Below are 22,209 nucleotides of genomic sequence, written 5' to 3' on the forward strand. Positions count from 1 at the left end.
ATGGACGCTCCCCGCCCTCCCGCCTTCTCGGTCGGCCTGACCGGCGGCATCGGCTGCGGCAAGAGCACCGTGGCCGACATGTTCGCCGCCCGCGGCGCCGCGGTCATCGACACCGACCAGATCGCCCACTCGCTCACCGCGCCGCACGGCGCCGCGATGCCGGCCCTGCTGGCGGAGTTCGGCGCGGAGTTCGCCACGCCGGACGGCGCGCTGGACCGCGCCAGGATGCGCGCCCTCGTCTTCAGCGACGACACCGCGCGCGCCCGCCTGGAAGCCATCCTGCACCCGAAGATCCGCGACGCCACCGCCGCGGCGGCGGCGATCGCCACCGGCGACTACCTGATCTTCGTCGTGCCCCTGCTGATCGAGTCCGGCACCTGGCGCGGGCGCGTCAGCCGCGTGCTGGCGATCGACTGCCCGGAACAAGTCCAGGTGGCGCGCGTGATGGCCAGGAGCGGCCTGGCGGAAGCCCAGGTACGCGCCATCATGGCCGCCCAGGTCACGCGCGAACAGCGCCGGGCGGCGGCCGACGACATCATCCTGAACGACGACGGGCTGGACGCGCTGCACCCGCAGGTCGAGGTTTTGCATGCTCTGTATTTATCCCTGAGCAAAGAAACGCAAAACTAAGTTGAATTAAGTCAATGCGGGATTTGTAATTTTACGCAGCATGGTTCAGAATCACGGGGTTGCTCTCCAGCCTACATTCAGAGGAATGTCATTTTGATCGTCTACGAATATCCTTTCAACGAGCGGATTCGCACGTTGTTGCGGCTGGAAGATTTGTACGAGAAGTTCAAGTTCTTTGTGGGACAAGAGCACCCGATGCAGCACCACGTGGCCCTGGCCACGATCTTCGACATGCTGGAAGTGGCCGGCCGCGCCGACCTGAAATCCGACCTGCTGCAGGAACTCGAGCGGCAGAAGCAAAGCCTGCTGACCTACCGCAGCAACCCGAATGTCGCCTCCGAGACGCTGGACGCCGTGCTGGCCGAGCTGGACGCCGTCAGCGGCGCCCTGGTGGCGGCGCAGGGCAAGACCGGCCAGAACGTGCGCGACAACGAGTGGCTGATGAGCATCCGCGGCCGCACCATCATCCCGGGCGGCGCCTGCGAGTTCGATTTACCATCGTATTACGCCTGGCAGCACCGGCCTGCCGAACAGCGGCACGCCGACATCATGAACTGGTTCGCCCCGCTGGCCCCGCTGTTCGAGGCGCTCGCCCTGGTGCTGCGCCTGCTGCGCGATTCCGGCGGACCTGTCAAAATGATCGCCACCGGCGGCAGCTATCAGCAGATGCTGCAGGGGAAGGTGTACCAGATGCTGCGTCTGTCGATCGACGAATCCCAGGGTGCGATCCCCGAGATCTCGGCCAACAAGTACATGCTGTGGGTACGTTTCACCTCGCAGGACGGCGACTGCAAGCCAAAGGCGCTCGAAGAAGACGTGCCCTTCAACCTGACTCTCTGTAATTTTTAAGTGGTAGCGATATGACTGTTGTAGCCTGCCCGACCTGCGGCAAGAAGGTCGAATGGACCCCGGCGAACAAGTACCGCCCGTTCTGCTCCGAGCGCTGCAAGCAGATCGACCTGGGTGCCTGGGCCGAAGAGAAATACACGATTCCCGGCGCGGCGCCGAGCGATCCGCAGGACGACAAGCTGGCGGACGAATAAGGGCGGAGGCCCGCGACTTTGAAACGTCATCCCGGCGAAGGCCGGGATCCAAGTTCGTTGCGTCGCCACGAAGATCAAATTAGGTTCCGGCCTTCGCCGGAACGACGCGTTGGGGTGCTAACTATTTCGCGGCCGGGTAACGCACCAGATCCAGCCACTCCAGCAGCGGTATCGTCGCTGGCAACAAGGGACTCACGTTGTAGCCGCCTTGCCACGCAAACGCCTGTCCTTCCAGGCTTTGCGGCTCCCCCTCCCATTCGCGGCAAATGTAGAAGTACAGGCGCACGTGCGCGTGCTCGTACACGTGCTCGACGCAGCACCAGGCTTCGCCGCTGAGAACCCGGATACCCAGCTCTTCGACGAACTCGCGCTGCAGCGCGTGGAAGATGTCCTCGCCCGGTTCGACTTTCCCGCCCGGGAATTCCCAGTAGCCCGCATAGGGCTTGCCGTCCGGGCGCTGGCCCAGCAGCACGTCGCCGTTGGCGCGCATCAGGATGCCGACCGCGACGTCGACCGGCTTTGCCTTCACTGCTTCATTCATTCGTTTCGCTGTCCGGCAGTCTGCCGGCATAGTCCTTCGCAAATTGCCATGCCACCCGCCCCGAACGCGAACCGCGCTGCAGCGCCCACTGCAGGGCTTCCATGCGCGCCGACGTGATTTGCTCCGGCGTGCAGCCGAAACCGGCCAGCCAGTGCGCCACGATGTCGAGGTAGTCGTCCTGGCGGAAGGGATAGAAGGACAGCCACAGGCCGAAGCGCTCCGACAGCGAGATCTTTTCTTCGACCGTCTCGCCCGGATGCAGGTCGCCCTCGTCGCCGTGCGTGTAGCCGGCATTGTCCGACATCTTTTCCGGCATCAGGTGGCGCCGGTTCGAGGTCGCGTAGATCAGGACGTTGTCCGATTGTGCCGATATGCTGCCGTCGAGCGCCACCTTGAGCGCCTTGTAGCCGGCCTCGCCCTCCTCGAAGGACAGGTCGTCGCAGAAGACCACGAAGCGCTCGGGCCGGCCCGCCACCAGGTCGACGATGTCGGGCAGGTCGGCCAGGTCGGCCTTGTCGACTTCGATCAGGCGCAGGCCCTGGTCGGCGAAGCCGTTCAGGCAGGCCTTGATCAGCGAGGACTTGCCGGTGCCGCGCGCGCCGGTCAGCAGCACGTTGTTGGCCGGGCGGCGCAGTACGAACTGGCGGGTGTTCTGCTCGATCTGGCGCTTCTGCACCTCGACGTGCTGCAGGTCTTCCAGCCGGATGGTCGAGGCATGCAGCACCGGGGCCAGGTATTTACCCCCACCGTTGGCGCGCTTGCGCCAGCGGAAAGCGAAGCTGCGCTTCCAGTCCGGCTCGCGCGGCAGCGCGGGCGGTAGCACCGCCTCGACCCGCGCCAGCAGGGCTTCGGCGCGGTGCAGGAACTGTTCCAGTGGCGTCATCCGGTCAGGAACGGTAGTCGGCGTTGATCGAGACGTAGTCGTGCGACAGGTCGCAAGTCCAGACGGTGGCGGTGGCCTCGCCGCGGCCCAGGGTCACGCGCACGGTGATCTCGGCCTGCTTCATGACGCGCTGGCCATCTTCTTCCTTGTAGTCCGGGTTGCGGCCGCCGGCCTTGGCCACCCACACGTCGTCCAGGTAGAGGTCCAGTTTGGTGGTGTCGAGGTCGTCCACGCCGGCATAGCCGATCGCGGCCAGGATGCGGCCCAGGTTCGGGTCCGAGGCGAAGAAGGCGGTCTTGACCAGCGGCGAGTGCGCGATCGAGTAGGCGATCTTGCGGCATTCTTCCACGCTGCTCCCCTGCTCCACCGTGATGGTCATGAACTTGGTCGCACCTTCGCCGTCGCGGATGATCTGCTGCGCCAGGTTGCGCGAGATGTCGGTCACGGCCGCCTTCAGCGCTTCGTATTCGAAGCCGCTGGCGCTATCCACCCGCAGGCTGCCCGCGCCGGTGGCGACGATGATGAAGGAGTCGTTGGTCGAGGTGTCGCCGTCGATCGTGATGCTGTTGAACGAGTGGTCGGCCGCATGCTTGACGAGTTCATCGAGCACCGGCTGCGCCACGTGGGCGTCGATCGCCAGGTAGCCGAGCATGGTCGCCATGTTCGGCTTGATCATGCCGGCGCCCTTGCTGATGCCGGTCATGGTCACCGTGTGGTCGCCGATGTTGACGGACCGCGAGGCCGCCTTCGGCTGGGTGTCGGTGGTCATGATCGCTTCGGCCGCGTTGAACCAGTTGTCCGCCTTCAGGTTCGCCACGGCGGCCGGCAGGCCGGCGACGATCTTCTGGATCGGCAGCTGTTCGAGGATCACGCCGGTGGAGAACGGCAGCACCTGCTGCGCGTCGAGGCCGAGCAGTTTCGCCACTTCGGCGCAGGTGGCCTGGGCGTTGGCCAGGCCCGGTTCGCCGGTAGCGGCATTCGCATTGCCGGTGTTGACCACCAGCGCGCGGATCGGCTTGCCGCCATTGGCGACGGCCGCCAGGTTGGCCTTGCTCACCTGGACCGGCGCGGCGCAGAAGCGGTTCTTGGTGAAGACGCCGGCCACGGTCGCGCCTTCGGCCAGCTTCATCACCAGCAAGTCCTTGCGGTTGGGCTTCTTGATACCGGCTTCGGCGAAGCCGATTTCAATGCCGTTGACGGGTTTCAGCTCAGCTGCGACTGGCAGGGGGGAATTGACGGCCATGGCGATCTCATGAAAGAAAAGATAGGTAATCCGATATTGTACTGCCAGCGGCGCCTGCGGCGAGCGGGCCTGTTTTCATGCATTCCGCATGAAGCGATAACCCCTGCTTACAGTCCCTTAATTGCGGCTTATATACCGACTTTCAGTGGCACATTGCGCACGATTCATTTCTGACGAAATATTGTTTTGAATCAAAAGCTTACGATTCCTTCATGCGAAGTATGCATATACTCATCAGGCCGGAAAACGGCGTGTTTTTTGATCAAACAAACCTGGAGACAAGGATGAAGAAAAGCGTCAAGGCGCGGCTGCTGCTCGCGCTATGTGCAGCACTGGCGGGAGCGGCGGCAGCGCCGCTCGCGTTCGCCGACGGCAAACCGGTCGAGCTGACTGTGGCGGCCAAGCAGTACAAGCAGTACTTCAGAGAAGCGTCCAACGAATTCAACGTGCCGGTCGAGCTGCTGCAGTCGATCGCCTACGCCGAGACCCGCTGGCACCCGCACGTCCCCAAAGGCAAGCTCAAGAAGAATGGCGAGCCCGAAGTGGAAGTCGAGTCGCACGAGGGCATGCCGATCAGCTACGGCATCATGGGCCTGCGCGACGACAATCACTTCGGCCATTCGCTGCGCGAGGGCGCGGGCCTGATCCGCGTCACGCCGGAACAGGCGGCCTCCGACACCCGCAGCAACATCCGCGCCGCCGCCGCCCTGCTGGCCCACTACGGCGCCCGCAAGAACAAGGGTTTTCCGATCGAGGACTGGGAAGCGGCCGTGGCGCGCTACAGCGGTATCCCGCAGCCCGAGATCGCCAGGATCTACAGCTATGAAGTCCTGAGCGCGATCCGCCAGGGCCGCAGGAGCAGCATGTTCGAGATCGACCAGAAGCACGTCGAGATGGAGAAGGCCTACGGCAAGGAGCGCCTGCGCAAGCTGTCCGCGCGCCGCATCACGGTCGAAACCGGCACGCCCGATCCGAAGATTTCGGCGCCGGATTTCGTCGATACCCCGAACAAATAACAACGAGCAGAATACGGAGACAACATTCATGAAGAACATGTTGCGCAGCTCATTTGCCAGGTTCCTCGCAGGCCTGTGTTTCGTCGCGTCGGTTCAGCCGGCGCTTGCATCGACCGACTACCCGCCGGCCATCTGGAACCCCGCCGCCAGCTGCAATTATTCGGCCCGCACCGCCGCCGTCAGCCACGTGACCGTGCACACCACGCAAGGCTCCTACGCGGGCTCGATCTCCTGGTTCCAGAACTGCAGCGCCGGCGTCAGCGCCCACTACGTGATCCGCTCCTCGGACGGCCAGGTGACCCAGATGGTGCGCGAAGCCGACAAGGCCTGGCACGTGGGGAACTCGAACGGCTACACCATCGGCATCGAGCACGAGGGCTATGTGGCGAATCCGTCCGCCTGGTACACCAGCGCCATGTACAACGCCTCGGCGGGGCTCACCAAGGACATCCTCGCCTCGCGCGGCCTGGCGCAGAAGGTGTATGACGGCAGCAGCGGCTGGAATGCCGTGCCCGCGGACTCGCTGTTCAACGTCAAGGGCCACGTCAACTACGCCAGCCAGAGCCACACCGATCCGGGTTCGGGCTGGGACTGGCCGCGCTACAAATCGCTGGTAGCCGGCAGCACCTCGGGCGGCGGCACGGCCGCCACCTGGCCGCTGGTCCAGTACGGGAACACCGGCGAGCGCGTACGCACCATCCAGTACCTGCTGCAGCAATGGGGCTACACCCTCACCGTCAACGCCAGCTTCGACACCGCGACCCAGAACGCGGTAAAGAACTTCCAGTCCTCGCACGGCCTGGGCGCGGACGGCATCGTCGGCAACGCCACCTGGCCGGCGCTGACCATCCTGACCCAGCAGGGCGATTCCGGCGCCAAGGTGCGCGCCGTGCAAAGCCAGCTCAATGAGAGCGGCGCGGGCATCGCGGTGGACGGCGCCTTCGGCCCGGCAACCGCGACGGCCGTGAGGAACTTCCAGACCTCGAAGGGCTTGAGCGCGGACGGCATCGTCGGCGATGACACCTGGAACAAGATGGCCTGGTAATTCTCCCCCGGGACATGCCTGCCCTTATCATGGCGGCAGGCATGTCCGACAAAGCGCTTGACCCTCACGCAAGGTGAGGCTCCAGAGTAGCGCTACGCATGAAGAACAGGGAGAAGCTCGATGTTGAAAGTGGGAGAACTCGCGGCACGCGCCGGCTTGACGGTCCGCACGCTGCACCATTACGACAGCATCGGCCTGCTCTCGCCTTCTGCGCGTTCCGATGCCGGCTACCGCCTCTATGACCGCGACGACGTGGCGCGCCTGCAGCAGATCCAGGCCCTGCGCGCGTTCGGCATGGCGCTGGCCGACATCGGGGCTTACCTGGACAGTCCGGACGCCTCGCCGCTGGCCGTCGTCGAACGCCAGCTCTCGGCGCTCGACCGGCAGATCGCCGAAGCTGCGCAGATGCGCGAGCAGCTGCTGCGCCTGCGCACGCGCCTGGCCGCAGGCGAGGACACCGACCTGTCCATCTGGCTAACCACTCTGGAGCAGATGCGCATGTACGAACAATACTTTTCGAAGGAAGAACTGGCGCGGCTGCCGCTGTACCAGAACCCGGCGGCGCAGGCCGAATGGCGGGAACTGGTGCGGCAGGCGCAGTCGCTGATCGATCGCGGCGTCGCGCCGGAAACGCGCGAGGCCAGGGCCTTCGCCGAGCGCTGGCTGGGCTGCGTCGAACGCGACAGCGGCGGCGATCCCGACTTCATCCTGCGCTTGACGGCCATGACCGGGCAGGATGCGGCGGTACAGAAGCAGCTCGGCCTGGCGCCCGCCCTGCTGGCCTACATGCGCAATGCGATCAACGAGCTGCGCTTCGGCATCTACGCGCGCTACCTGCCGGCGCAGACGGTGGAACGCATGCGCCGCCACGAAGCGTCTCACTCGGACGAGTGGATCGCGCTGGCCATGCAGATCCGCGCATGCATGCGGGAGGATCCGGATGCCCAATCCGATGAAGCCTCGGCGCTGGCGCGGCGCTGGTTCGGCATGTTTACCGACATGGTGGGCGACGATCCCGAGGTGGTGGCGCAATTCCGCCGCGCCGCCAGCCTTGAACCGATGCTGCACCTCGGCACCGGCATCGGCGACGACGTCATTGGCTTCCTGCGCAAGGCGGGAGAACGGATGCGCGCGCCGGCCGGCTAGCATTCCTGCGCGAGCCGCTTCATGCGGACGACCACCCTGGTACGGATGGGCGCCCTCCCGGCGCCCTGCTCCTTCGCCTCCATCTCGGCAAGGGTGCGCCGTGCGGCTTCGCGCTCCTGGGGATCACCGTTCTTCGCGACGTCGGCCATCATCCTGCGCAGCTCCGGATCGGTGCGCAGGCCCGCGTCGCCAGCCGCGGGATGACGCTCTTCCTCCAGGATGGACTCCCAGGTCTGCGCGTCCACCTGGCGGACCGAGAAAGTCGCCCGGCCCCATGGACAGGTGCTGTCGAATACGACACGATCGTCTTGCAGCACCCCAGGCACGTCGACGCAGCCACTGTCGCGCATCCGCTGCGGCAGGCCTTTCTGTTGTGCGGTTTTCGCGCAGATTTGCTGCGGTCGCTGGAACACGGCCCCATCGTCCGGATTGCGCAAGCCGAGGTCCGCCATGGCCTGGAGCTCGAACAGGCCGGCGGGCGCGAAATGGCGGTCCTCCGGTCCGGCGGCGCCCGTGCCCAGCACCAGCACCGTCGCCAATAGAATCCATCGTGTACCTTGCATGCGGCCTCCGCCTTGTCGAAGCATCATCCTAACCCAACGGCGTCGCGCCCGATCGCCGATGTGGCTCAGCGCGGAATCGACAGCGCCAGCGTCTCCTTCAGCTCTTCCATCACCACGTAGCTTTTCGACTGCCCGGCATCGGCCACGTGCAGGATCTCGCCCAGCAGGCGGCGGTATTCCGACATTTCCGGGATGCGCGCCTTGATCAGGTAGTCGAAGTCGCCGGAGACGAGGTGGCACTCCATCACCTCGGGAATGCCGAGCATCGCGCGGCGGAAGCGGTCGAAGGTCTTCTCCGATTTCTGGTGCAGGGTGATCTCGACGAACACCAGGATCTGCAGGCCCATGGCTTGCGGATTCACGCGCGCGTGGTAGCCGGCGATCACGCCGTCGCGCTCCATGCGCTTGACCCGTTCGATGCAGGGCGTCAGCGACAAACCGACCTGCTCGGCCAGGTCCTTCATGACGATGCGGGCATCGTCCTGCAGGATGGACAGGATGTGCAGGTCGATCTTGTCGAGCACGCGGTGGGAGTTCTTCTGGACGCGCATGAATTTTCACTGAAAACGTGTGTATTAACAGAAACCATTATTCCACTAGCAGCGGTATCATGGCAATCTCTTCTAAATCCGGCATCTTTTACTCAGGAACTAGGCACATCATGCGCGTTCTCGTACTGGGCAGCGGCGTGGTCGGCGTGACCACCGCATACTATCTGGCCAAGGCTGGCCACGACGTCACCGTCATCGACCGTCAACCCGGCCCTGCCCTGGAGACGAGCTTCGCCAACGCCGGCCAGATCTCGCCGGGCTATGCCTCGCCCTGGGCGGCGCCGGGCATTCCGCTGAAGGCCGCGAAATGGCTGTTCCAGCGCCACGCGCCGCTGGCGATCCGTCCCGACGGTTCGCTGTTCCAGCTGCAGTGGATGTGGCAGATGTACCGCAACTGCACCGCCGACCGCTATGCGGTCAACAAGGAGCGCATGGTGCGCCTGGCCGAGTACAGCCGCGACTGCATCCGCGTACTGCGCGCCGAGACCGGCATCAGCTACGAGGGCCGCACCCTGGGCACCGTGCAGCTGTTCCGCACCCAGCAGCAGCTCGAGAGCGCCGCCAAGGACATCGACGTACTGAAGCAGGCCGGCGTCGAATACGAACTGCTGCTCGGCCATGAACTGGGCAAGGCCGAACCGGCGCTGGGCAAGCACGCGACGCTCGTCGGCGGCCTGCGCCTGCCGAACGACGAAACCGGCGACTGCCAGCTGTTCACCACCCGCCTGACCGCGTTGGCGCGCGACCTCGGCGTGCGCTTCGAGTTCGACACCGATATCCAGGCCCTCGATATCAGCGGCGGCCAGATCGCCGGCGTGCACACCGACAAGGGTGTGCGCACCGCCGACCGCTACGTGCTGGCGCTGGGCAGCTACTCGCGCCTGCTGCTGAAGGACCAGTTCACGGTCCCGGTCTACCCGCTCAAGGGCTACTCGATCACCGTGCCGATCACGGACGCTGCGCGCGCGCCGGTGTCGACCATCCTGGACGAGACCTACAAGATCGCCGTGACCCGCTTCGAGGACCGTATCCGCGTGGGCGGCATGGCCGAGATCGCGGGCTACAGCAACTACCTGAACCCGGCCCGCCGCGAGACCCTCGAGATGGTCGTCAACGACCTGTTCCCGGGCGCCGGCGACACCGCCAAGGCCAGCTTCTGGACCGGCCTGCGCCCGATGACGCCGGACAGCACCCCGGTGGTCGGCGCCACCCCGCTGCGCAACCTGTTCATCAACACCGGCCACGGCACCCTGGGCTGGACCATGGCCTGCGGCTCGGCCAGCGTCATCGCCGACCTCGTGAGCGGCAAGCAGCCGGCCATCCGCGCCGACGACCTGGCGGTGTTCCGCTACGCCGGCACCCCGCAGGGCGGTGCCGCACCGCAACTGGTCAAGGCGTAATCCGGCATGGTGGATTCGGTGGATGCGTCCCGTGCCGGGGCGCTGTTGACGGTCGACCTGGGCGCGATCCGCGACAATTACCGGCTGCTGGCCGGGATGAACAAGGGCGCCTGCGCGGCCGTCATGAAGGCCGACGCCTACGGGCTCGGCATGGAACAGGTGGCGCCCGCGCTGGCGCTCGAAGGCTGCAAGGTCTTCTTCACCGCCCACCTCGACGAAGGCATCCGGCTGCGCCAGTTGGTGCCCGAGGATTGCGCGATCTACGTGCTGCATGGGCCGCCGCCGGGTACATCGCGGGATTTCTTCCAGTACGACCTGCGGCCGGTGCTGAACGATCCGGCTCAGCTGCAGGAATGGCGCGCGTTGGCGCGGACGCTCGGGCGCGAACTCGCGGCCGCGATCCAGTTCGATACCGGCATGTCACGCATGGGCATCGCGCCCGCCGATCTCGCAGCCCTGAGCGCCCGCGCCGACTGGCTGGAAGGCGTGCGCCCCACCCTCGTGATGAGCCACCTGGCCTGCGCGGACGAAGCTTGCCACGCGATGAACGAGGCGCAGCGCCGCAGGTTCGACGAATTGCGCGCGCTGTTCCCGGGTGTGCCGGCCAGCCTGGCCAACTCCTCGGGTATCTTCCTCGGTCCCGCTTATCACTATGACCTGCTGCGCCCGGGTGCGGCGCTCTACGGCATCAATCCGCAGCCGGGCAATCCGAATCCGCTGAAGCAGGCGGTGTCTCTGCATGCGCGCGTGGTGCAGGTGCGGTCCGTGCGCGACGGCGACGTGGTCGGGTATGGCGCGCATCATGCCGTGTCCGGCGAGCGCCGCATCGCGACCGTCGCGGTGGGCTATGCGGACGGCTGGTTCCGCTCGCTGTCGGGACGTGGCTTTGCTTTCGTGGACGGCGTTAAGGTGCCGGTCGTGGGGCGGGTGTCGATGGACAGCATGGGGCTGGACGTGACGGGGATCGCGCCGGAGCGCGTGGCACCTGGAGCAGAGGTCGAGCTGATGGGAGCCTCGCACACGGTGGACGAGGTGGCAGCGCTGGCGGGGACGATCGGGTACGAAGTACTGACGCGCCTGGGTAGTCGGTTCCATCGGCGCTACCTCTGATTGAACGCGATAGGCTAGTGCAATCGACTCGTTCACTGCCTAGCCAACTTCGTCCGTGCAAGCAGACCCATTGCGGACCTTCGCCGGCACTTTGGTTTCAACGGCTTCGCCGTGCAAACACCATGAACTCAACATCCCCTGGATCGGCGAGCCAGCGTGCTGCGATCACCGCTCCGGGGTTTTCTGCGCTCAGTAGATCTGAAGCCGTTTGCCATGTCTCGCTATCTGGATCACCAAAGCCAACCGTGCATCCTGACTTGATAAGTGCAGTCGTAACGCGCGCGATTACCAGGGGAAGCTCTTCGCTTGTGTAAGCCGGCCCATCGAATTTCGCGGCAGCGATATGCCAGAGGAAGACGAGATCGCGATCAGCTTCGCAAATCAAGGACCTGACCCACTCTTGTTCAAGCTCCGGACCCGACGCGACGTTCTGCATCACATGGACGGCCTGGAATTCCGGGCCTTCAACTCGTCAAAGGTCACGACGTCACCGTTATCCATCGTCCATCGTAGGTTCTCGACGGGTACTCCGACGCGTTGGCTAGCATAGATTATTGTACCTATGCCTTTGTAGTTCTCGGTCGGCTCTGACCCGATGACAAGAATGAAGTTCGGATCATTTTCCAGAGCTGACCCGAGTGCGTTGGCAAGCTCATCCATTCCGACCAGCGTTCGCCCGTTGAGCAAAATGGTCTCGTCATTCACGACGACTGCCACTATTTGATTGTTCATAGTTTTAAATGGAGAAACGTCCTCTTCCGCCCGACCCGAAGCGGACGCTATAGGACGATCGAATCAGTCGCGAACAGACGCGGTAAGTGTCATCTCTGAAGCTTCAATACTGATAAGGTCGCCGGACTGCATCTCAATCTCGTAGCGACCGCTGCTCGGCATGGAACACGAATTTATCGATGCCGAGCGTCCCCAGCTTTGCTTCCGTGGCAGCGTAAGCTGTGACATCGCAGAGAACTTCAAAACGCAGCTTCCCAACGTGCCATGCTCTACTTCAGCGATGCACGTCCCATCTGCCCAATTGACGCGCAGGGCCACTAGTGTCGCATCGTGTAAATCCACATTTTCAGTCGGGTGTTCCAACTTGGCCCTTTCGTCAGCAACCGCTGCGACATTCAGCAATCGACCACAAGTCCTTGCCTGACTCACGCCGGCGTTTTATTTCACTGATTCTCCGCCACCTTGCGGCGCGTATCCTCGAGCATGCGATCGAGACGCGCGCGGTCATGGACCTCGCCACGGCTGACGACCATGCGGATCTTGCGGGTGGCCCCGACATCGGCCAGCGGGTCGGCATCCAGAACCAGCAAATCGGCCGCCTTCCCCTCTTGAATGCTGCCGTAGCGATCCAGTTTGCCGAGGAAGCGCGGCCCGTTCACCACGGCGCTTTGCAGGGCTTGCTGAGGCGTCAGGCCATAGCGCACGAATAGGGCAATCTCATCGTGCAGCGCTTGCCCCGGATAGTTGAACGAATTGAGGAAGCCTGCGTCGGTGCCGGCGATGATGCTCACGCCCTCCTGCGCCAGCAGCGGCAGGAGCTGGGCCGATTTCTCGAAGATGGCATGGCGCAGCGCGACCGCCTCCGGCCCGTCCTGCGCGGCGCGCTGGACACGCCATTCATAGGTTGCGCGCAGGCCCTTTCCGATGTATTTCAAGTAGTCGTCGCCGTGGTGGCTTTCCTGGTCCAGGTAGGCGGTGATGCGCGATCCCCACAAGGTCGGCACGACCGCCGTGCCCTGCGCCGCCATGTGGCGGAAAGCGCGGCGCGCGGTAGCCTCGTCGTAGCTCTCCAGGCTGAGCCGCATGACTTCGCGCCCGGTCAGCTTGCCGGCCACGACCTGCTCCACCAGTTCGGCTTCGCGCGGCGTCGTGGCGCGCAGCAGGTAGCTCTGGTGTTCGACCGTGCCCAGCCCGGCCTCGAAGGCGCGCGCCAGCGGGATCTGGCCCGGCAGGTGGCCCGAGCTGCGCATGCCGCGCGCCTTGGCCTGGCGCAGCGCCGCCAGATAGGTATCCGGGGTCATCGTGTTTTCGGTGATCTTCACGAAATCGACGTTCATGGCCTGGAGCTTGTCCAGCGCCTTGCCGACCTCGCCGGGCGAGCCGACTTCGATCGTCCCCTTCCACATCGGCTTGCGCCCTTCCAGCTTCGGACCGGAAGTGAAGATGGTCGGGCCGGCCAGCTTGCCATCGGCAATCTGCTGGCGCCACGCCAGCACGGTGTCGGCCAGGTCGCCCGCGCAGTCGCGTACCGTCGTGATGCCGTGCGCGAGATAGAGAGGAAGCAGTTGCTTGTTTTCTTCGATGAGCGCTTCGCCCCCGCCGAAGTGCACGTGCGTGTCCCACAAGCCAGGCATCAGGTATTTACCCGGCAAGCTGATGGTCTTCCTGGGAGCGTAGCGCTTCAGTTCCGCGTTCTTGACCACGGCGACGATGGTGTCGCCTTTCAGGAGCACGGTGTGCCCCTTGATGCGCGTCCCGCTCGCGACGTCGATCAGCGTGGCCTGGGTCAGCGCGACGTCGACGGCGATCTTGTCGGCGGCTTGTGCCCCAGCAAGTACGCCTGCGAGCAGCATGGCCGCGGCGAGTGGTTTCATTGAAGGCAAGGCAGGCTCCCGAAGAATTTATATCGGGTAATTTTACCTCGTGCGCAGTATCACCTGCCTGGCTAACGATTTTCCGGATTGCTGCGTCGCTCAGGAGGATCGCCCTCCTCGAAGCCGGCGACGAACACCATGAGCAAGTCGCTCGCGACCTTCTCATTTCCCGCTTCCAGTAAATTGTTCGCGATCTTCGTCAACTCGGCCGGGCTGGGCTTGCCGTTATGGTTATCGAATGCGCGCCTTGTTACCTTGCCGAGTTCGAATACCAACTCGGCAATCTCAGTATTAGCTCTTTCGCTCATGTCATTCCTTTCAACTACGCGAACATAAAAAAACGGCCGGGTTCAAGCCCGGCCGTTTCTGTCTACACCATCGCAGCGATCACGCCAGCTTGCCGTGGCACTGCTTGAACTTCTTCCCGCTGCCGCAAGGGCAAGGATCGTTGCGGCCGACCTTGATGCCCATGTAGGTGCTGTGGTCTTCCGCCGCCACCGCCGCGGAATCGCTGCGCACCGGGTTCGGGTTGAGCAGTTCTTCCGGCGCCGCCGACGGGTTGAAGTCGGCGTGCTGGTAGTTGATGTTTTCCAGGTGCGCGGCCTGCGCCGCCATGGCCGCTTCCGCCGCCTCGACTTCCTCGCGGGTCTGGATGCGGACCGTCATCACGGTGCGGATCACTTCGTTCTTGATCATGTCCAGCATGCTGCTGAACAGTTCGAAGGCTTCGCGCTTGTATTCCTGCTTCGGGTTCTTCTGGGCATAGCCGCGCAGGTGGATACCCTGGCGCAGGTGGTCCAGCGCCGCCAGGTGCTCGCGCCAGTGGGTGTCCAGGCTTTGCAGCATGACGTTGCGCTCGAAGCCGCCGAAGGATTCGCGGCCGACCACCGACACCTTGTTCTCGTACGACTCTTCGGCCGCCTTCAGCACGCGCTCGAGGATGTCGTCGTCGTTCAGGTTCGCGTCCTCGGCCAGCATCTGCTGCAGCGGCACGTTCAGCGACCATTCGGCAGCCAGCACGGATTCCAGCGACCTGATGTCCCACTGCTCTTCGACCGATTCGGCCGGCACGTACTGGCGCACCAGGTCGGTGAACACGCCGGCGCGCAGCGAGGCGATCAGCTCGGCCATGTCGACCGATTCCAGCAACTCGTTACGCTGGGTGTAGATCACCTTGCGCTGGTCGTTGGCGACGTCGTCGTATTCCAGCAGCTGTTTACGGATGTCGAAGTTGCGGGCCTCGACCTTGCGCTGGGCGGTCTCGATGGAACGGGTCACGATGCCCGCTTCGATCGGCTCGCCTTCCGGCATTTTGAGGCGTTCCATGATCGCGCGCACGCGGTCGCCGGCGAAGATGCGCAGCAGCGGATCGTCCAGGCACAGGTAGAAGCGCGAGGAACCCGGGTCGCCCTGGCGGCCCGAACGGCCGCGCAGCTGGTTGTCGACCCGGCGCGATTCGTGGCGCTCGGTACCGATGATGTGCAGGCCGCCCGCGTTCACCACGTGGTCGTGCAGCGACTGCCATTCGTCGCGCAGCTGCTTGGCTTGCGCGGCCTTGTCGGCGTCCGACAGTGCGTCGTTGGCTTCGATCAGCTGGATCTGCTTCTCGACGTTGCCGCCCAGGACGATGTCGGTACCGCGGCCCGCCATGTTGGTGGCGATGGTGATCATCTTCGGACGGCCGGCCTGCGCGATGATTTCCGCTTCGCGGGCGTGCTGCTTGGCGTTCAGCACGTTGTGCGGCAGGTTGGCCTTGGTCAGGATGCCCGAGAGGAGTTCCGAGTTCTCGATCGAGGTGGTACCCACCAGCACCGGCTGGCCGCGTTCGTAGCAGTCGCGGATGTCGTTGAGCATCGCGTTGTACTTCTCTTCGGCCGACTTGTACACCTGGTCCTGGCGGTCCTTGCGCTGCGACGGCTTGTTCGGCGGGACGACCACGGTCTCGAGGCCGTAGATCTCCTGGAACTCGTAGGCTTCGGTGTCGGCGGTACCGGTCATGCCGGCCAGCTTGCCGTACATGCGGAAGTAGTTCTGGAAGGTGATCGAGGCCAGGGTCTGGTTCTCGTTCTGGATGCGCACGCCTTCCTTGGCTTCCACGGCCTGGTGCAGGCCGTCCGACCAGCGGCGGCCGGTCATCAGGCGGCCGGTGAATTCGTCGACGATCACCACCTCGTTGTTCTGCACCACGTAATGCTGGTCCTTGTGGTACAGGACGTGGGCGCGCAACGCCGCATACAGGTGGTGGATCAGGGTGATGTTGGCGGCGTCGTACAGCGAGGCGCCTTCCGGCAGCAGGCCCCATTCGGTCAGGATGGCTTCGGCGCGCTCGTGGCCGGCCTCGGTCAGCAGCACGGTGTGCGCCTTCTCGTCCTTGATGTAGTCGCCCGGGACTTCGATCTGGCCCTTGCCGTCCGGGGTCTCCTCGCCGATCTGCAGGGTCAGCAGCGGCGGCAGCGCGTTCAGGCGGTGGTACAGGTCGGTGTGGTTCTCGGCCTGGCCGGAGATGATCAGCGGGGTACGCGCTTCGTCGATCAGGATCGAGTCGACTTCGTCGACCACCGAGAAATTCAGGCTGCGCTGCACGCGTTCGCGCACGTCGTAGACCATGTTGTCGCGCAGGTAGTCGAAGCCGAATTCGTTGTTGGTGCCGTAGGTGATGTCCGAGGCGTAGGCTTTCTGCTTGCTGTCGTGGTCGAGCTGGGACAGGTTCACACCCGTGCTCAGGCCGAGCCAGCCGTACAGGCGGCCCATCGATTCGGCATCGCGCTGGGCCAGGTAGTCGTTGACGGTAATGACGTGCACGCCCTTGCCCGACAAGCCATTCAGGTAGACCGGCAGGGTCGCCATCAGGGTCTTGCCCTCGCCGGTGCCCATTTCCGCAATCTTGCCCTCATGCAGGACCATACCGCCGATCAGCTGCACGTCGAAGTGGCGCATCTTCATGACGCGCTTGGCAGCCTCGCGGCAGACGGCGAAAGCTTCCGGCAGGATGTCGTCGAGCGTCGCTCCCTTGGCCAGGCGGTCCTTGAACTCCGGCGTCTTGGCCTGGAGTTCGGCGTCCGACAGCTTTTCCATCTCGGGCTCGAGCGCGTTGATCTGACGCACGGTCTTTTGGTATTGCTTGAGCAGACGCTGGTTACGGCTGCCGAAAATCTGGGTCAGGAATGACATTGCTGTGTTCTAGAAAATTACGCCGCAAAAAGAGCCAGGGGAGGATCATCTGAGTGACCCGCCGAAGACCGCCTATGGCAAAAAGCTACTGATTTTATCATGCGATCCGGCCACACTTGGGGACAATGGGCAGGATAACAAGGCTGCTCAACAGCAGAATGTTATCAAATTGCACTGTTCGCCACTGTTCCGCTGCGCTCACCTCACCCGGGCGGCAGATTCTCGCGCGCCTGCCCTGCGTCTTTGTGCGCATTTGCCGGCATCTTGTGATATGTTGCGGGCATAGCGAATCCCCCTTCTTTTTTCTCCCATCCCCCAGTGCATATCTACGGTACCAAGAACCGGCAGACCTCGATCGTTGCGACGGACTTCCTGCGCAAGAACGACCGCATGGCCAGCCTGCTGCCCGCCGCGATGCGCATGGCCCGCCTGCAGACCGACTGCGCCGCGATCCTGCCCGTCCTGGCCGGCAATACCGACGTGATCTCCTTCCAGGATGGGGTGCTGGTGCTCGCCGTGCCGAGTTCGGCCGTGGCGGCCAGGATGAAGCAGATGCTGCCCAAGCTGCAATCGGCGCTGGTGCAGCGCGGCTGGGTGGTGGAGTCGATCAAGCTGAAGGTGCAGGTGGCGCGCGCCATGCCCGAGAAACCGGAAATGCGCACGCTGGAGCTGCCGAAGACGGCGGTGCAGGCCTTCGCGGAGCTGGCGGAATCGCTGGAAGACACCAGCCAGAACAAGGATCTGGTGGCGGCCCTCAGGCGCCTGGCGGAGAAGCGGAAGTAATCCTTCCGCCCGTGCTTACATCTGGGCCCACTCGCGTGTCATCTGGCGCAGGTAGGACGGCGGCGCCTCGCTCAGCGATTCGAACTCCACCCATTCATACGCATCCGCCGTCGCCAGCAGCTTGCGCAGCAGCTCGTTGTTGAGCGCGTGCCCGGACTTGTGGGCCGTGTAGCTGGCCAGCAGCGGGTGTCCGACAATATACAGGTCGCCGATCGCGTCCAGGATCTTGTGGCGCACGAACTCGTCCTCGTAGCGCAGGCCGTCCGCATTCAAGATGCGGTACTCGTCCATCACGATCGCGTTCTCCAGCGAGCCGCCGCGCGCCAGGCCCAGGCCGCGCAGGGTTTCCACGTCCTGCATGAAGCCGAAGGTGCGCGCGCGCGCCACGTCGTGCACGTAGGACACGTCGCCGAAATCGACGGAGGCGCGCTGCATGGTGCCGTCCACGGCCGGGTGGTTGAATTCGATGAAGAAGTCGAGCTTGAAGCCGTCGTAGGGCGACAGGCGCGCCCATTTCTCATTGGCGCCGCTGCCCTGGCGGATCTCGACGTCCTTCAGCACGCGGATGAATTTCTTCGGCACGTTCTGCTCTTCCAGGCCGGCCTGCTGCAGCAGGAACACGAAGGAAGCGGCCGAGCCGTCCATGATCGGGATCTCTTCGGCCGTCACGTCGACGGTCAGGTTGTCGATGCCCAGGCCGGCGCAGGCCGACATCAGGTGCTCGACGGTGGAGACGCGCGCCCCGTCCTTGATCAGGACGGTGGCCATGCGGGTCTCGCCGACCACGTCGGCCGCGCTCGGGATGGCGACGATCGGGTCGTAGTCGACGCGGCGGAAGGTGATGCCGGCCCCGGGTGGCGCCGGACGCAGGGTCAGTTCGACCTTGGTGCCCGAGTGGACGCCGACACCGGTGGTGCGCACGACCTGCTTGATGGTTCGTTGTTTCAGCATCCGGCGATTATAGCCCAGCGTTTTCAGCGGCGCTGACGGCCCCCCGCCGCTCAGGGGTGATCCGATTCCACGTGCACTTTTTCGTGGCGAATCAGATACATACCGCTGCCGATGATGATCGCCGCGCCCAGCACCGTCCAGCCGTCGGGCAGGGTTTGCCACAGCAGCCAGTCGAGACCGACGGCCCAGGCCAGCGCCGTGTATTCGAAGGGCGCCACGCTCGAGGCATCGCCCTTGGCGAAGGCTTCGGTGATCGCCAGCTGGCCGATGAAGCCGCTCAGGGCGAGGCCCAGCAGCAAGGGCGCGTCGCCCATCCGCATGCCGACCCAGCCCGGCGCCGCCAGCGCAGTGGCGCCGACCGACATCATCACCATCAGCCAGAACACCATGTGCTCGCTGCGGTCGGTCCTGGCCAGGATGCCCACCGTGATCGCCGAGACCGCGTACATCGAGGCCGCGCCCAGCACGGCCAGGCCGCCGATGGTGAGGAAGCCGGCGCCGCTGGGCCGCAGCACCACCAGCACGCCGACCAGTCCCACGCCGATCGCGATCCAGCGCGCCATGTCGACGCGCTCTTTCAGGAACCACACCGACAGGGCGGTGATGATCGCGGGCGCGATGAAGAAGATCGTGTAGGCCTCGGCCAGCGACAGCTTGCGGATGCCGAAGGCAAAGAAGCTGAGCATCGCGATGCCCAGCACCGCCCGCAGGATGTGCAGCGGCCAGCGGATGCGGAAGATGTCGCCGTAGCCGACCTTGATGCCGACGTAGATGACGATCAGCGGCAGCGAGGTGAGCGAACGCAGCGCGGCCACCTGGATGGCCGGGTAGCGCTGGGACAGCAGCTTCATCACCGTGTCCATCAGCGCGAACATGAAGACGGCCAGCACCATCGCATAGATGCTGGTCAGGTTGCCGGCGGGCCGCTTCACAGGCTCTTTTCCATGAACAGGCTCAGAGGATCGGGCTGGTAATCGCCGAAGGGCGCGCAGCGCACGAAGCCGGCGCGTTCGTACAGGCCGATCGCTTCCGGCTGGTGGATGCCGGTTTCCAGCCGCAAGACCTGCAGGCCGGACATCCGCGCAAACATCATCAGCTGCTCGAGCAGCTGGCGCCCGGTGCCGCCGCCGCGGCGCATCGGGTCCACGAACATGCGCTTGATCTCGCCATAGCCCTCGCGCCTGACCAGGGCAGCACAGCCGGCCGCCCTGCCCTCGACGTCGCGTGCGACCAGGAACAGGACCCCGTCCTGCAACAGGGACGCGATGTCCATCAGGTGGTTCGATTCGGCCGGATACAGCGACGCGCAGTAGGCGTCGAGCTGTTCCAGCATGGCCCGCACTTCGGGCTGGTCGGGGGATTCGGCGTTGATGATCATGATAAAAAACGGCGCCGCAGCGCCGTTCGCAGGAGTGTGAAAACTTAGCCCAGCTGTTCCAGCATCTTTTCGGCGCTGGAAACTTCGAAGCCGGCGGTTTCGACGTTCAGCTGCTTGACGATGCCGTCTTCGACCAGCATCGAGTAACGCTTGCAGCGGGTGCCCATGCCGTGCTTCGAGAAGTCGGCGTCCAGGCCCAGGGCCTTCGAGTAATCGGCATTACCGTCGGCCATCATGCGCACGATGCCGGTGGCTTTCTGGTCGCGGCCCCAGGCGCCCATCACGAAGGCGTCGTTGACCGAGATGCACCAGATTTCGTCGACGCCCTTGGCCTTCAGGGCCTCGGCGTTCTTGACGAAGCCCGGCACGTGCTGGGCCGAGCAGGTCGGGGTGTAGGCGCCCGGCAGGCCGAAGATGACGATCTTCTTGCCCTTGACGAGGTCAGCGACCTGGAAGGTGTTCGGGCCGAGCGAGCAGCCTGCGGTTTCGGTTTCGATGAATTCCGACAGGGTGCCTTCCGGCAGGCGGTCGCCGATCTGGATGGTCATGGGGTGTGCTCCTTCAAGTGTTTTGAGAATCTGGCAATTATCGCCGATGTGGGCGGAGCTTGCAGAAGATGCGTCGAGGTGTCCTTCGCAACTACCGTTAGCCATAGAACCGTCATTCCGGCGAAGGCCGGAATCCAAGTTCGCACCGAAGCCACCAGCGCAAATCGTAGAGGCACGCACACAAAATTGGGTTCCCGCCTTCGCGGGAACGACGGGTTGGGAGTGGTGGTGCAAATAGGCGTCTGCGGTGCCTACAAAAGAAAAAGGGCCAGCTTGCGCTGGCCCTTCGTCATTCAAGCGCTGTCGGCTTAGTCAGCCTGCTTGCGCAGGAAAGCCGGAATGTCGTAAGTCTCGACACCGTTGCGCTGCATCGCCTGCACCTGCTCCGATGCCTGCTCGCGGCGCCACACGGCCGGCTGCTTCATGCCGCCCACGGCGTCGCCTGCATGGCCCATGGTCAGGCCGCCGGCAACCGACGAGGCACCGGCCATCACCGGCGCATTGTAGCCGTGGGTACCGGTGCGCAGCACCTGCTGCGGCTGCACCAGCTGCATCTTCTTGTTCTTGCCCAGGCCGGTCGCGACCACGGTCACGCGCAGCTCGTCGCCCATGGCGTCGTCGTAGGCGATGCCCTGTGCGATCGACGCGTCCGGTGCGGCGAAGGCGCGCACCGCAGCCATGACTTCCTTGATCTCTTTACCTTTCAGGCCACGGCTTGCGGTCACGTTGACCAGCACGCCCTTGGCGCCCGACAGGTCGATGCCGTCCAGCAGCGGCGAAGCCACTGCCTGCTCGGCGGCGATGCGCGCACGGTCCACACCCGCGGCGGTCGCGGTGCCCATCATGGCCTTGCCCTGCTCGCTCATGATGGTCTTGACGTCGTTGAAGTCGACGTTGATGTGGCCCGGGACGTTGATGATCTCGGCGATACCGGCGACCGCGTTGTTCAGGACGTCGTCGGCGTGCTTCATCCAGTCGAGCATCGACTCGTCTTCGTAGATGTCTTCCAGTTTTTCGTTCAGGATGACGATCAGCGAGTCGACGTGCTTGCTCAGCTCTTCCAGGCCGGCTTCCGCGACCGACATGCACTTGTCGCCTTCGTAGGAGAACGGCTTGGAGACCACGGCCACGGTCAGCGCGCCCATGGTCTTGGCCACTTCGGCGACGATCGGTGCGGCGCCGGTACCGGTGCCGCCGCCCATGCCGGCCGCGATGAAGACCATGTGCGCGCCGCGCAGTGCATCCTCGATGCGCGAACGCGACTGCTCGGCGAGCTGGCGGCCCACTTCAGGACGCATGCCCGCGCCCAGGCCGGACTCGCCGATCTGGATGATGTTGTTGGCGCCCGAAACCGCCAGCGCCTGTGCATCCGTGTTTGCGGCGATGAACTCGACACCGGACACACCCTTGTTGATCATGTGCTGAACCGCGTTGCCGCCAGCGCCGCCGACGCCGACAACTTTGATCACGGTTCCCAGTGCTGCGTTATCGACCATATCGAACTCCATGTGAACTCCCAATATTCAAGATGCCGCTTCCGTTTCAAGACTGGTGCCAGGCCCCTGACAGAGCCTTGAAACCGGAAGTAGCGATTGTATTTA

The 22,209-nt window shown here is 64.3% G+C and carries 24 protein-coding genes; 9 read left to right on the forward strand and 15 right to left on the reverse strand.

The window, feature by feature from the left end; genetic code table 11:
- The 3 genes from coaE (at position 1) to yacG (ending at position 1,673) form a co-directional block, all read left to right on the forward strand.
- Positions 1-630, forward strand: coding sequence for a dephospho-CoA kinase (gene coaE / locus ACSQ25_RS19695; RefSeq protein ID WP_436107358.1), 630 nt, complete (start codon positions 1-3; stop codon positions 628-630).
- A gap of 93 nt (positions 631-723) precedes the next feature.
- Positions 724-1,479 (forward strand): cell division protein ZapD, encoded by a 756-nt coding sequence (zapD, locus tag ACSQ25_RS19700; protein ID WP_436107359.1) that lies wholly within the window; start codon positions 724-726, stop codon positions 1,477-1,479.
- 11 nt (positions 1,480-1,490) lie between these two features.
- Entirely contained in the window at positions 1,491-1,673 is a 183-nt protein-coding gene (gene yacG / locus ACSQ25_RS19705) for a DNA gyrase inhibitor YacG (protein WP_436107360.1), read from the forward strand.
- A 121-nt stretch (positions 1,674-1,794) separates the two neighbouring features.
- Here the strand turns inward: yacG and ACSQ25_RS19710 are convergent, their stop codons facing one another.
- From ACSQ25_RS19710 to argJ, 3 genes are read right to left on the reverse strand one after another with little or no spacing between them, the layout of a single operon-like run.
- Positions 1,795-2,214, reverse strand: a complete 420-nt coding sequence (locus ACSQ25_RS19710) for an NUDIX domain-containing protein (RefSeq protein ID WP_436107361.1) — start codon at positions 2,212-2,214, stop codon at positions 1,795-1,797.
- Positions 2,207-3,097 (reverse strand): ATP-binding protein, encoded by an 891-nt coding sequence (locus ACSQ25_RS19715; RefSeq protein ID WP_436107362.1) that lies wholly within the window; start codon positions 3,095-3,097, stop codon positions 2,207-2,209. The genes ACSQ25_RS19710 and ACSQ25_RS19715 overlap by 8 nt, the downstream gene beginning before the upstream one ends.
- Positions 3,098-3,101: 4 nt before the next feature.
- A complete protein-coding gene (gene argJ / locus ACSQ25_RS19720) occupies positions 3,102-4,340 on the reverse strand; it encodes a bifunctional glutamate N-acetyltransferase/amino-acid acetyltransferase ArgJ (protein WP_436107363.1) in 1,239 nt (412 codons plus the stop codon).
- A gap of 284 nt (positions 4,341-4,624) precedes the next feature.
- On the opposite strand from argJ, the gene ACSQ25_RS19725 reads away from it, so the two are divergent.
- The 3 genes from ACSQ25_RS19725 to ACSQ25_RS19735 all read left to right on the forward strand — a co-directional run bounded on the left by ACSQ25_RS19725 (position 4,625) and on the right by ACSQ25_RS19735 (position 7,547).
- Positions 4,625-5,356, forward strand: coding sequence for a transglycosylase SLT domain-containing protein (locus ACSQ25_RS19725; RefSeq protein WP_436107364.1), 732 nt, complete (start codon positions 4,625-4,627; stop codon positions 5,354-5,356).
- Positions 5,357-5,384: 28 nt separating this feature from the next.
- Positions 5,385-6,401 (forward strand): peptidoglycan recognition protein family protein, encoded by a 1,017-nt coding sequence (locus tag ACSQ25_RS19730; protein WP_436107365.1) that lies wholly within the window; start codon positions 5,385-5,387, stop codon positions 6,399-6,401.
- A 120-nt stretch (positions 6,402-6,521) separates the two neighbouring features.
- Complete coding sequence (locus tag ACSQ25_RS19735; protein ID WP_436107366.1) at positions 6,522-7,547, forward strand: MerR family transcriptional regulator; 1,026 nt, start codon at positions 6,522-6,524, stop codon at positions 7,545-7,547.
- Here ACSQ25_RS19735 and ACSQ25_RS19740 read toward each other — a convergent pair.
- Together ACSQ25_RS19740 and ACSQ25_RS19745 are read right to left on the reverse strand one after the other, a co-directional pair.
- On the reverse strand, positions 7,544-8,110 hold the full coding sequence (locus tag ACSQ25_RS19740; RefSeq protein WP_436107367.1) for a hypothetical protein: 567 nt from the start codon (positions 8,108-8,110) through the stop codon (positions 7,544-7,546). The genes ACSQ25_RS19735 and ACSQ25_RS19740 overlap by 4 nt on opposite strands.
- Before the next feature lie 65 nt (positions 8,111-8,175).
- Positions 8,176-8,661, reverse strand: a complete 486-nt coding sequence (locus tag ACSQ25_RS19745; protein ID WP_436107368.1) for an Lrp/AsnC ligand binding domain-containing protein — start codon at positions 8,659-8,661, stop codon at positions 8,176-8,178.
- A gap of 110 nt (positions 8,662-8,771) precedes the next feature.
- Here ACSQ25_RS19745 and ACSQ25_RS19750 point away from each other — a divergent pair, with 110 nt between their 5' ends.
- Complete coding sequence (locus tag ACSQ25_RS19750) at positions 8,772-10,061, forward strand: D-amino acid dehydrogenase (protein WP_436107369.1); 1,290 nt, start codon at positions 8,772-8,774, stop codon at positions 10,059-10,061.
- Between the two features lie 18 nt (positions 10,062-10,079).
- Positions 10,080-11,171, forward strand: coding sequence for an alanine racemase (alr, locus tag ACSQ25_RS19755; RefSeq protein ID WP_436107370.1), 1,092 nt, complete (start codon positions 10,080-10,082; stop codon positions 11,169-11,171).
- A 97-nt stretch (positions 11,172-11,268) separates the two neighbouring features.
- Here the strand turns inward: alr and ACSQ25_RS19760 are convergent, their stop codons facing one another.
- The 5 genes from ACSQ25_RS19760 to secA all read right to left on the reverse strand — a co-directional run bounded on the left by ACSQ25_RS19760 (position 11,269) and on the right by secA (position 16,948).
- Entirely contained in the window at positions 11,269-11,607 is a 339-nt protein-coding gene (locus tag ACSQ25_RS19760) for a hypothetical protein (protein ID WP_436107371.1), read from the reverse strand.
- The gene (locus tag ACSQ25_RS19765) at positions 11,607-11,876 is read right to left on the reverse strand and encodes a hypothetical protein (RefSeq protein ID WP_436107372.1); all 270 of its coding nucleotides are present in this window, start codon (positions 11,874-11,876) and stop codon (positions 11,607-11,609) included. The genes ACSQ25_RS19760 and ACSQ25_RS19765 overlap by 1 nt, the downstream gene beginning before the upstream one ends.
- A gap of 470 nt (positions 11,877-12,346) precedes the next feature.
- The gene (locus ACSQ25_RS19770) at positions 12,347-13,777 is read right to left on the reverse strand and encodes an amidohydrolase family protein (protein WP_436107373.1); all 1,431 of its coding nucleotides are present in this window, start codon (positions 13,775-13,777) and stop codon (positions 12,347-12,349) included.
- Between the two features lie 71 nt (positions 13,778-13,848).
- Positions 13,849-14,085, reverse strand: a complete 237-nt coding sequence (locus ACSQ25_RS19775) for a hypothetical protein (RefSeq protein WP_436107374.1) — start codon at positions 14,083-14,085, stop codon at positions 13,849-13,851.
- 79 nt (positions 14,086-14,164) lie between these two features.
- Positions 14,165-16,948 (reverse strand): preprotein translocase subunit SecA, encoded by a 2,784-nt coding sequence (secA, locus tag ACSQ25_RS19780; protein WP_436107375.1) that lies wholly within the window; start codon positions 16,946-16,948, stop codon positions 14,165-14,167.
- Positions 16,949-17,266: 318 nt separating this feature from the next.
- Between secA and ACSQ25_RS19785 the strand changes: the two genes are divergently transcribed.
- The gene (locus ACSQ25_RS19785) at positions 17,267-17,731 is read left to right on the forward strand and encodes a DciA family protein (RefSeq protein WP_436107376.1); all 465 of its coding nucleotides are present in this window, start codon (positions 17,267-17,269) and stop codon (positions 17,729-17,731) included.
- 15 nt (positions 17,732-17,746) lie between these two features.
- Here ACSQ25_RS19785 and lpxC read toward each other — a convergent pair whose 3' ends face one another.
- The 5 genes from lpxC to ftsZ all read right to left on the reverse strand — a co-directional run bounded on the left by lpxC (position 17,747) and on the right by ftsZ (position 22,116).
- Positions 17,747-18,682, reverse strand: a complete 936-nt coding sequence (gene lpxC / locus ACSQ25_RS19790) for a UDP-3-O-acyl-N-acetylglucosamine deacetylase (protein ID WP_436107377.1) — start codon at positions 18,680-18,682, stop codon at positions 17,747-17,749.
- 50 nt (positions 18,683-18,732) lie between these two features.
- Positions 18,733-19,575, reverse strand: coding sequence for a DMT family transporter (locus ACSQ25_RS19795; protein ID WP_436108111.1), 843 nt, complete (start codon positions 19,573-19,575; stop codon positions 18,733-18,735).
- 35 nt (positions 19,576-19,610) lie between these two features.
- Complete coding sequence (locus ACSQ25_RS19800; protein WP_436107378.1) at positions 19,611-20,060, reverse strand: GNAT family N-acetyltransferase; 450 nt, start codon at positions 20,058-20,060, stop codon at positions 19,611-19,613.
- Positions 20,061-20,104: 44 nt separating this feature from the next.
- Positions 20,105-20,608 (reverse strand): peroxiredoxin, encoded by a 504-nt coding sequence (locus ACSQ25_RS19805; RefSeq protein WP_436107379.1) that lies wholly within the window; start codon positions 20,606-20,608, stop codon positions 20,105-20,107.
- A 308-nt stretch (positions 20,609-20,916) separates the two neighbouring features.
- Complete coding sequence (ftsZ, locus tag ACSQ25_RS19810) at positions 20,917-22,116, reverse strand: cell division protein FtsZ (RefSeq protein ID WP_436107380.1); 1,200 nt, start codon at positions 22,114-22,116, stop codon at positions 20,917-20,919.
- Between the last annotated feature and the right edge of the window lie 93 nt (positions 22,117-22,209).

This window comes from Massilia sp. LjRoot122, from assembly GCF_964252725.1.
Taxonomy (GTDB): Bacteria; Pseudomonadota; Gammaproteobacteria; order Burkholderiales; family Burkholderiaceae_D; genus Telluria.

Coding starts and splice junctions, on each gene's coding strand:
- coaE (WP_436107358.1), top strand. CDS start 1: ATGGACGCTCCCCGCCCTCCCGCCTTCTCGGTCGGCCTGACCGGCGGC.
- yacG (WP_436107360.1), top strand. CDS start 1,491: ATGACTGTTGTAGCCTGCCCGACCTGCGGCAAGAAGGTCGAATGGACC.
- ACSQ25_RS19710 (WP_436107361.1), bottom strand. CDS start 2,214: ATGAATGAAGCAGTGAAGGCAAAGCCGGTCGACGTCGCGGTCGGCATC.
- ACSQ25_RS19715 (WP_436107362.1), bottom strand. CDS start 3,097: ATGACGCCACTGGAACAGTTCCTGCACCGCGCCGAAGCCCTGCTGGCG.
- argJ (WP_436107363.1), bottom strand. CDS start 4,340: ATGGCCGTCAATTCCCCCCTGCCAGTCGCAGCTGAGCTGAAACCCGTC.
- ACSQ25_RS19725 (WP_436107364.1), top strand. CDS start 4,625: ATGAAGAAAAGCGTCAAGGCGCGGCTGCTGCTCGCGCTATGTGCAGCA.
- ACSQ25_RS19730 (WP_436107365.1), top strand. CDS start 5,385: ATGAAGAACATGTTGCGCAGCTCATTTGCCAGGTTCCTCGCAGGCCTG.
- ACSQ25_RS19735 (WP_436107366.1), top strand. CDS start 6,522: ATGTTGAAAGTGGGAGAACTCGCGGCACGCGCCGGCTTGACGGTCCGC.
- ACSQ25_RS19740 (WP_436107367.1), bottom strand. CDS start 8,110: ATGCAAGGTACACGATGGATTCTATTGGCGACGGTGCTGGTGCTGGGC.
- ACSQ25_RS19745 (WP_436107368.1), bottom strand. CDS start 8,661: ATGCGCGTCCAGAAGAACTCCCACCGCGTGCTCGACAAGATCGACCTG.
- ACSQ25_RS19750 (WP_436107369.1), top strand. CDS start 8,772: ATGCGCGTTCTCGTACTGGGCAGCGGCGTGGTCGGCGTGACCACCGCA.
- ACSQ25_RS19760 (WP_436107371.1), bottom strand. CDS start 11,607: ATGCAGAACGTCGCGTCGGGTCCGGAGCTTGAACAAGAGTGGGTCAGG.
- ACSQ25_RS19770 (WP_436107373.1), bottom strand. CDS start 13,777: ATGAAACCACTCGCCGCGGCCATGCTGCTCGCAGGCGTACTTGCTGGG.
- ACSQ25_RS19775 (WP_436107374.1), bottom strand. CDS start 14,085: ATGAGCGAAAGAGCTAATACTGAGATTGCCGAGTTGGTATTCGAACTC.
- secA (WP_436107375.1), bottom strand. CDS start 16,948: ATGTCATTCCTGACCCAGATTTTCGGCAGCCGTAACCAGCGTCTGCTC.
- lpxC (WP_436107377.1), bottom strand. CDS start 18,682: ATGCTGAAACAACGAACCATCAAGCAGGTCGTGCGCACCACCGGTGTC.
- ACSQ25_RS19795 (WP_436108111.1), bottom strand. CDS start 19,575: ATGGTGCTGGCCGTCTTCATGTTCGCGCTGATGGACACGGTGATGAAG.
- ACSQ25_RS19800 (WP_436107378.1), bottom strand. CDS start 20,060: ATGATCATCAACGCCGAATCCCCCGACCAGCCCGAAGTGCGGGCCATG.
- ACSQ25_RS19805 (WP_436107379.1), bottom strand. CDS start 20,608: ATGACCATCCAGATCGGCGACCGCCTGCCGGAAGGCACCCTGTCGGAA.
- ftsZ (WP_436107380.1), bottom strand. CDS start 22,116: ATGGAGTTCGATATGGTCGATAACGCAGCACTGGGAACCGTGATCAAA.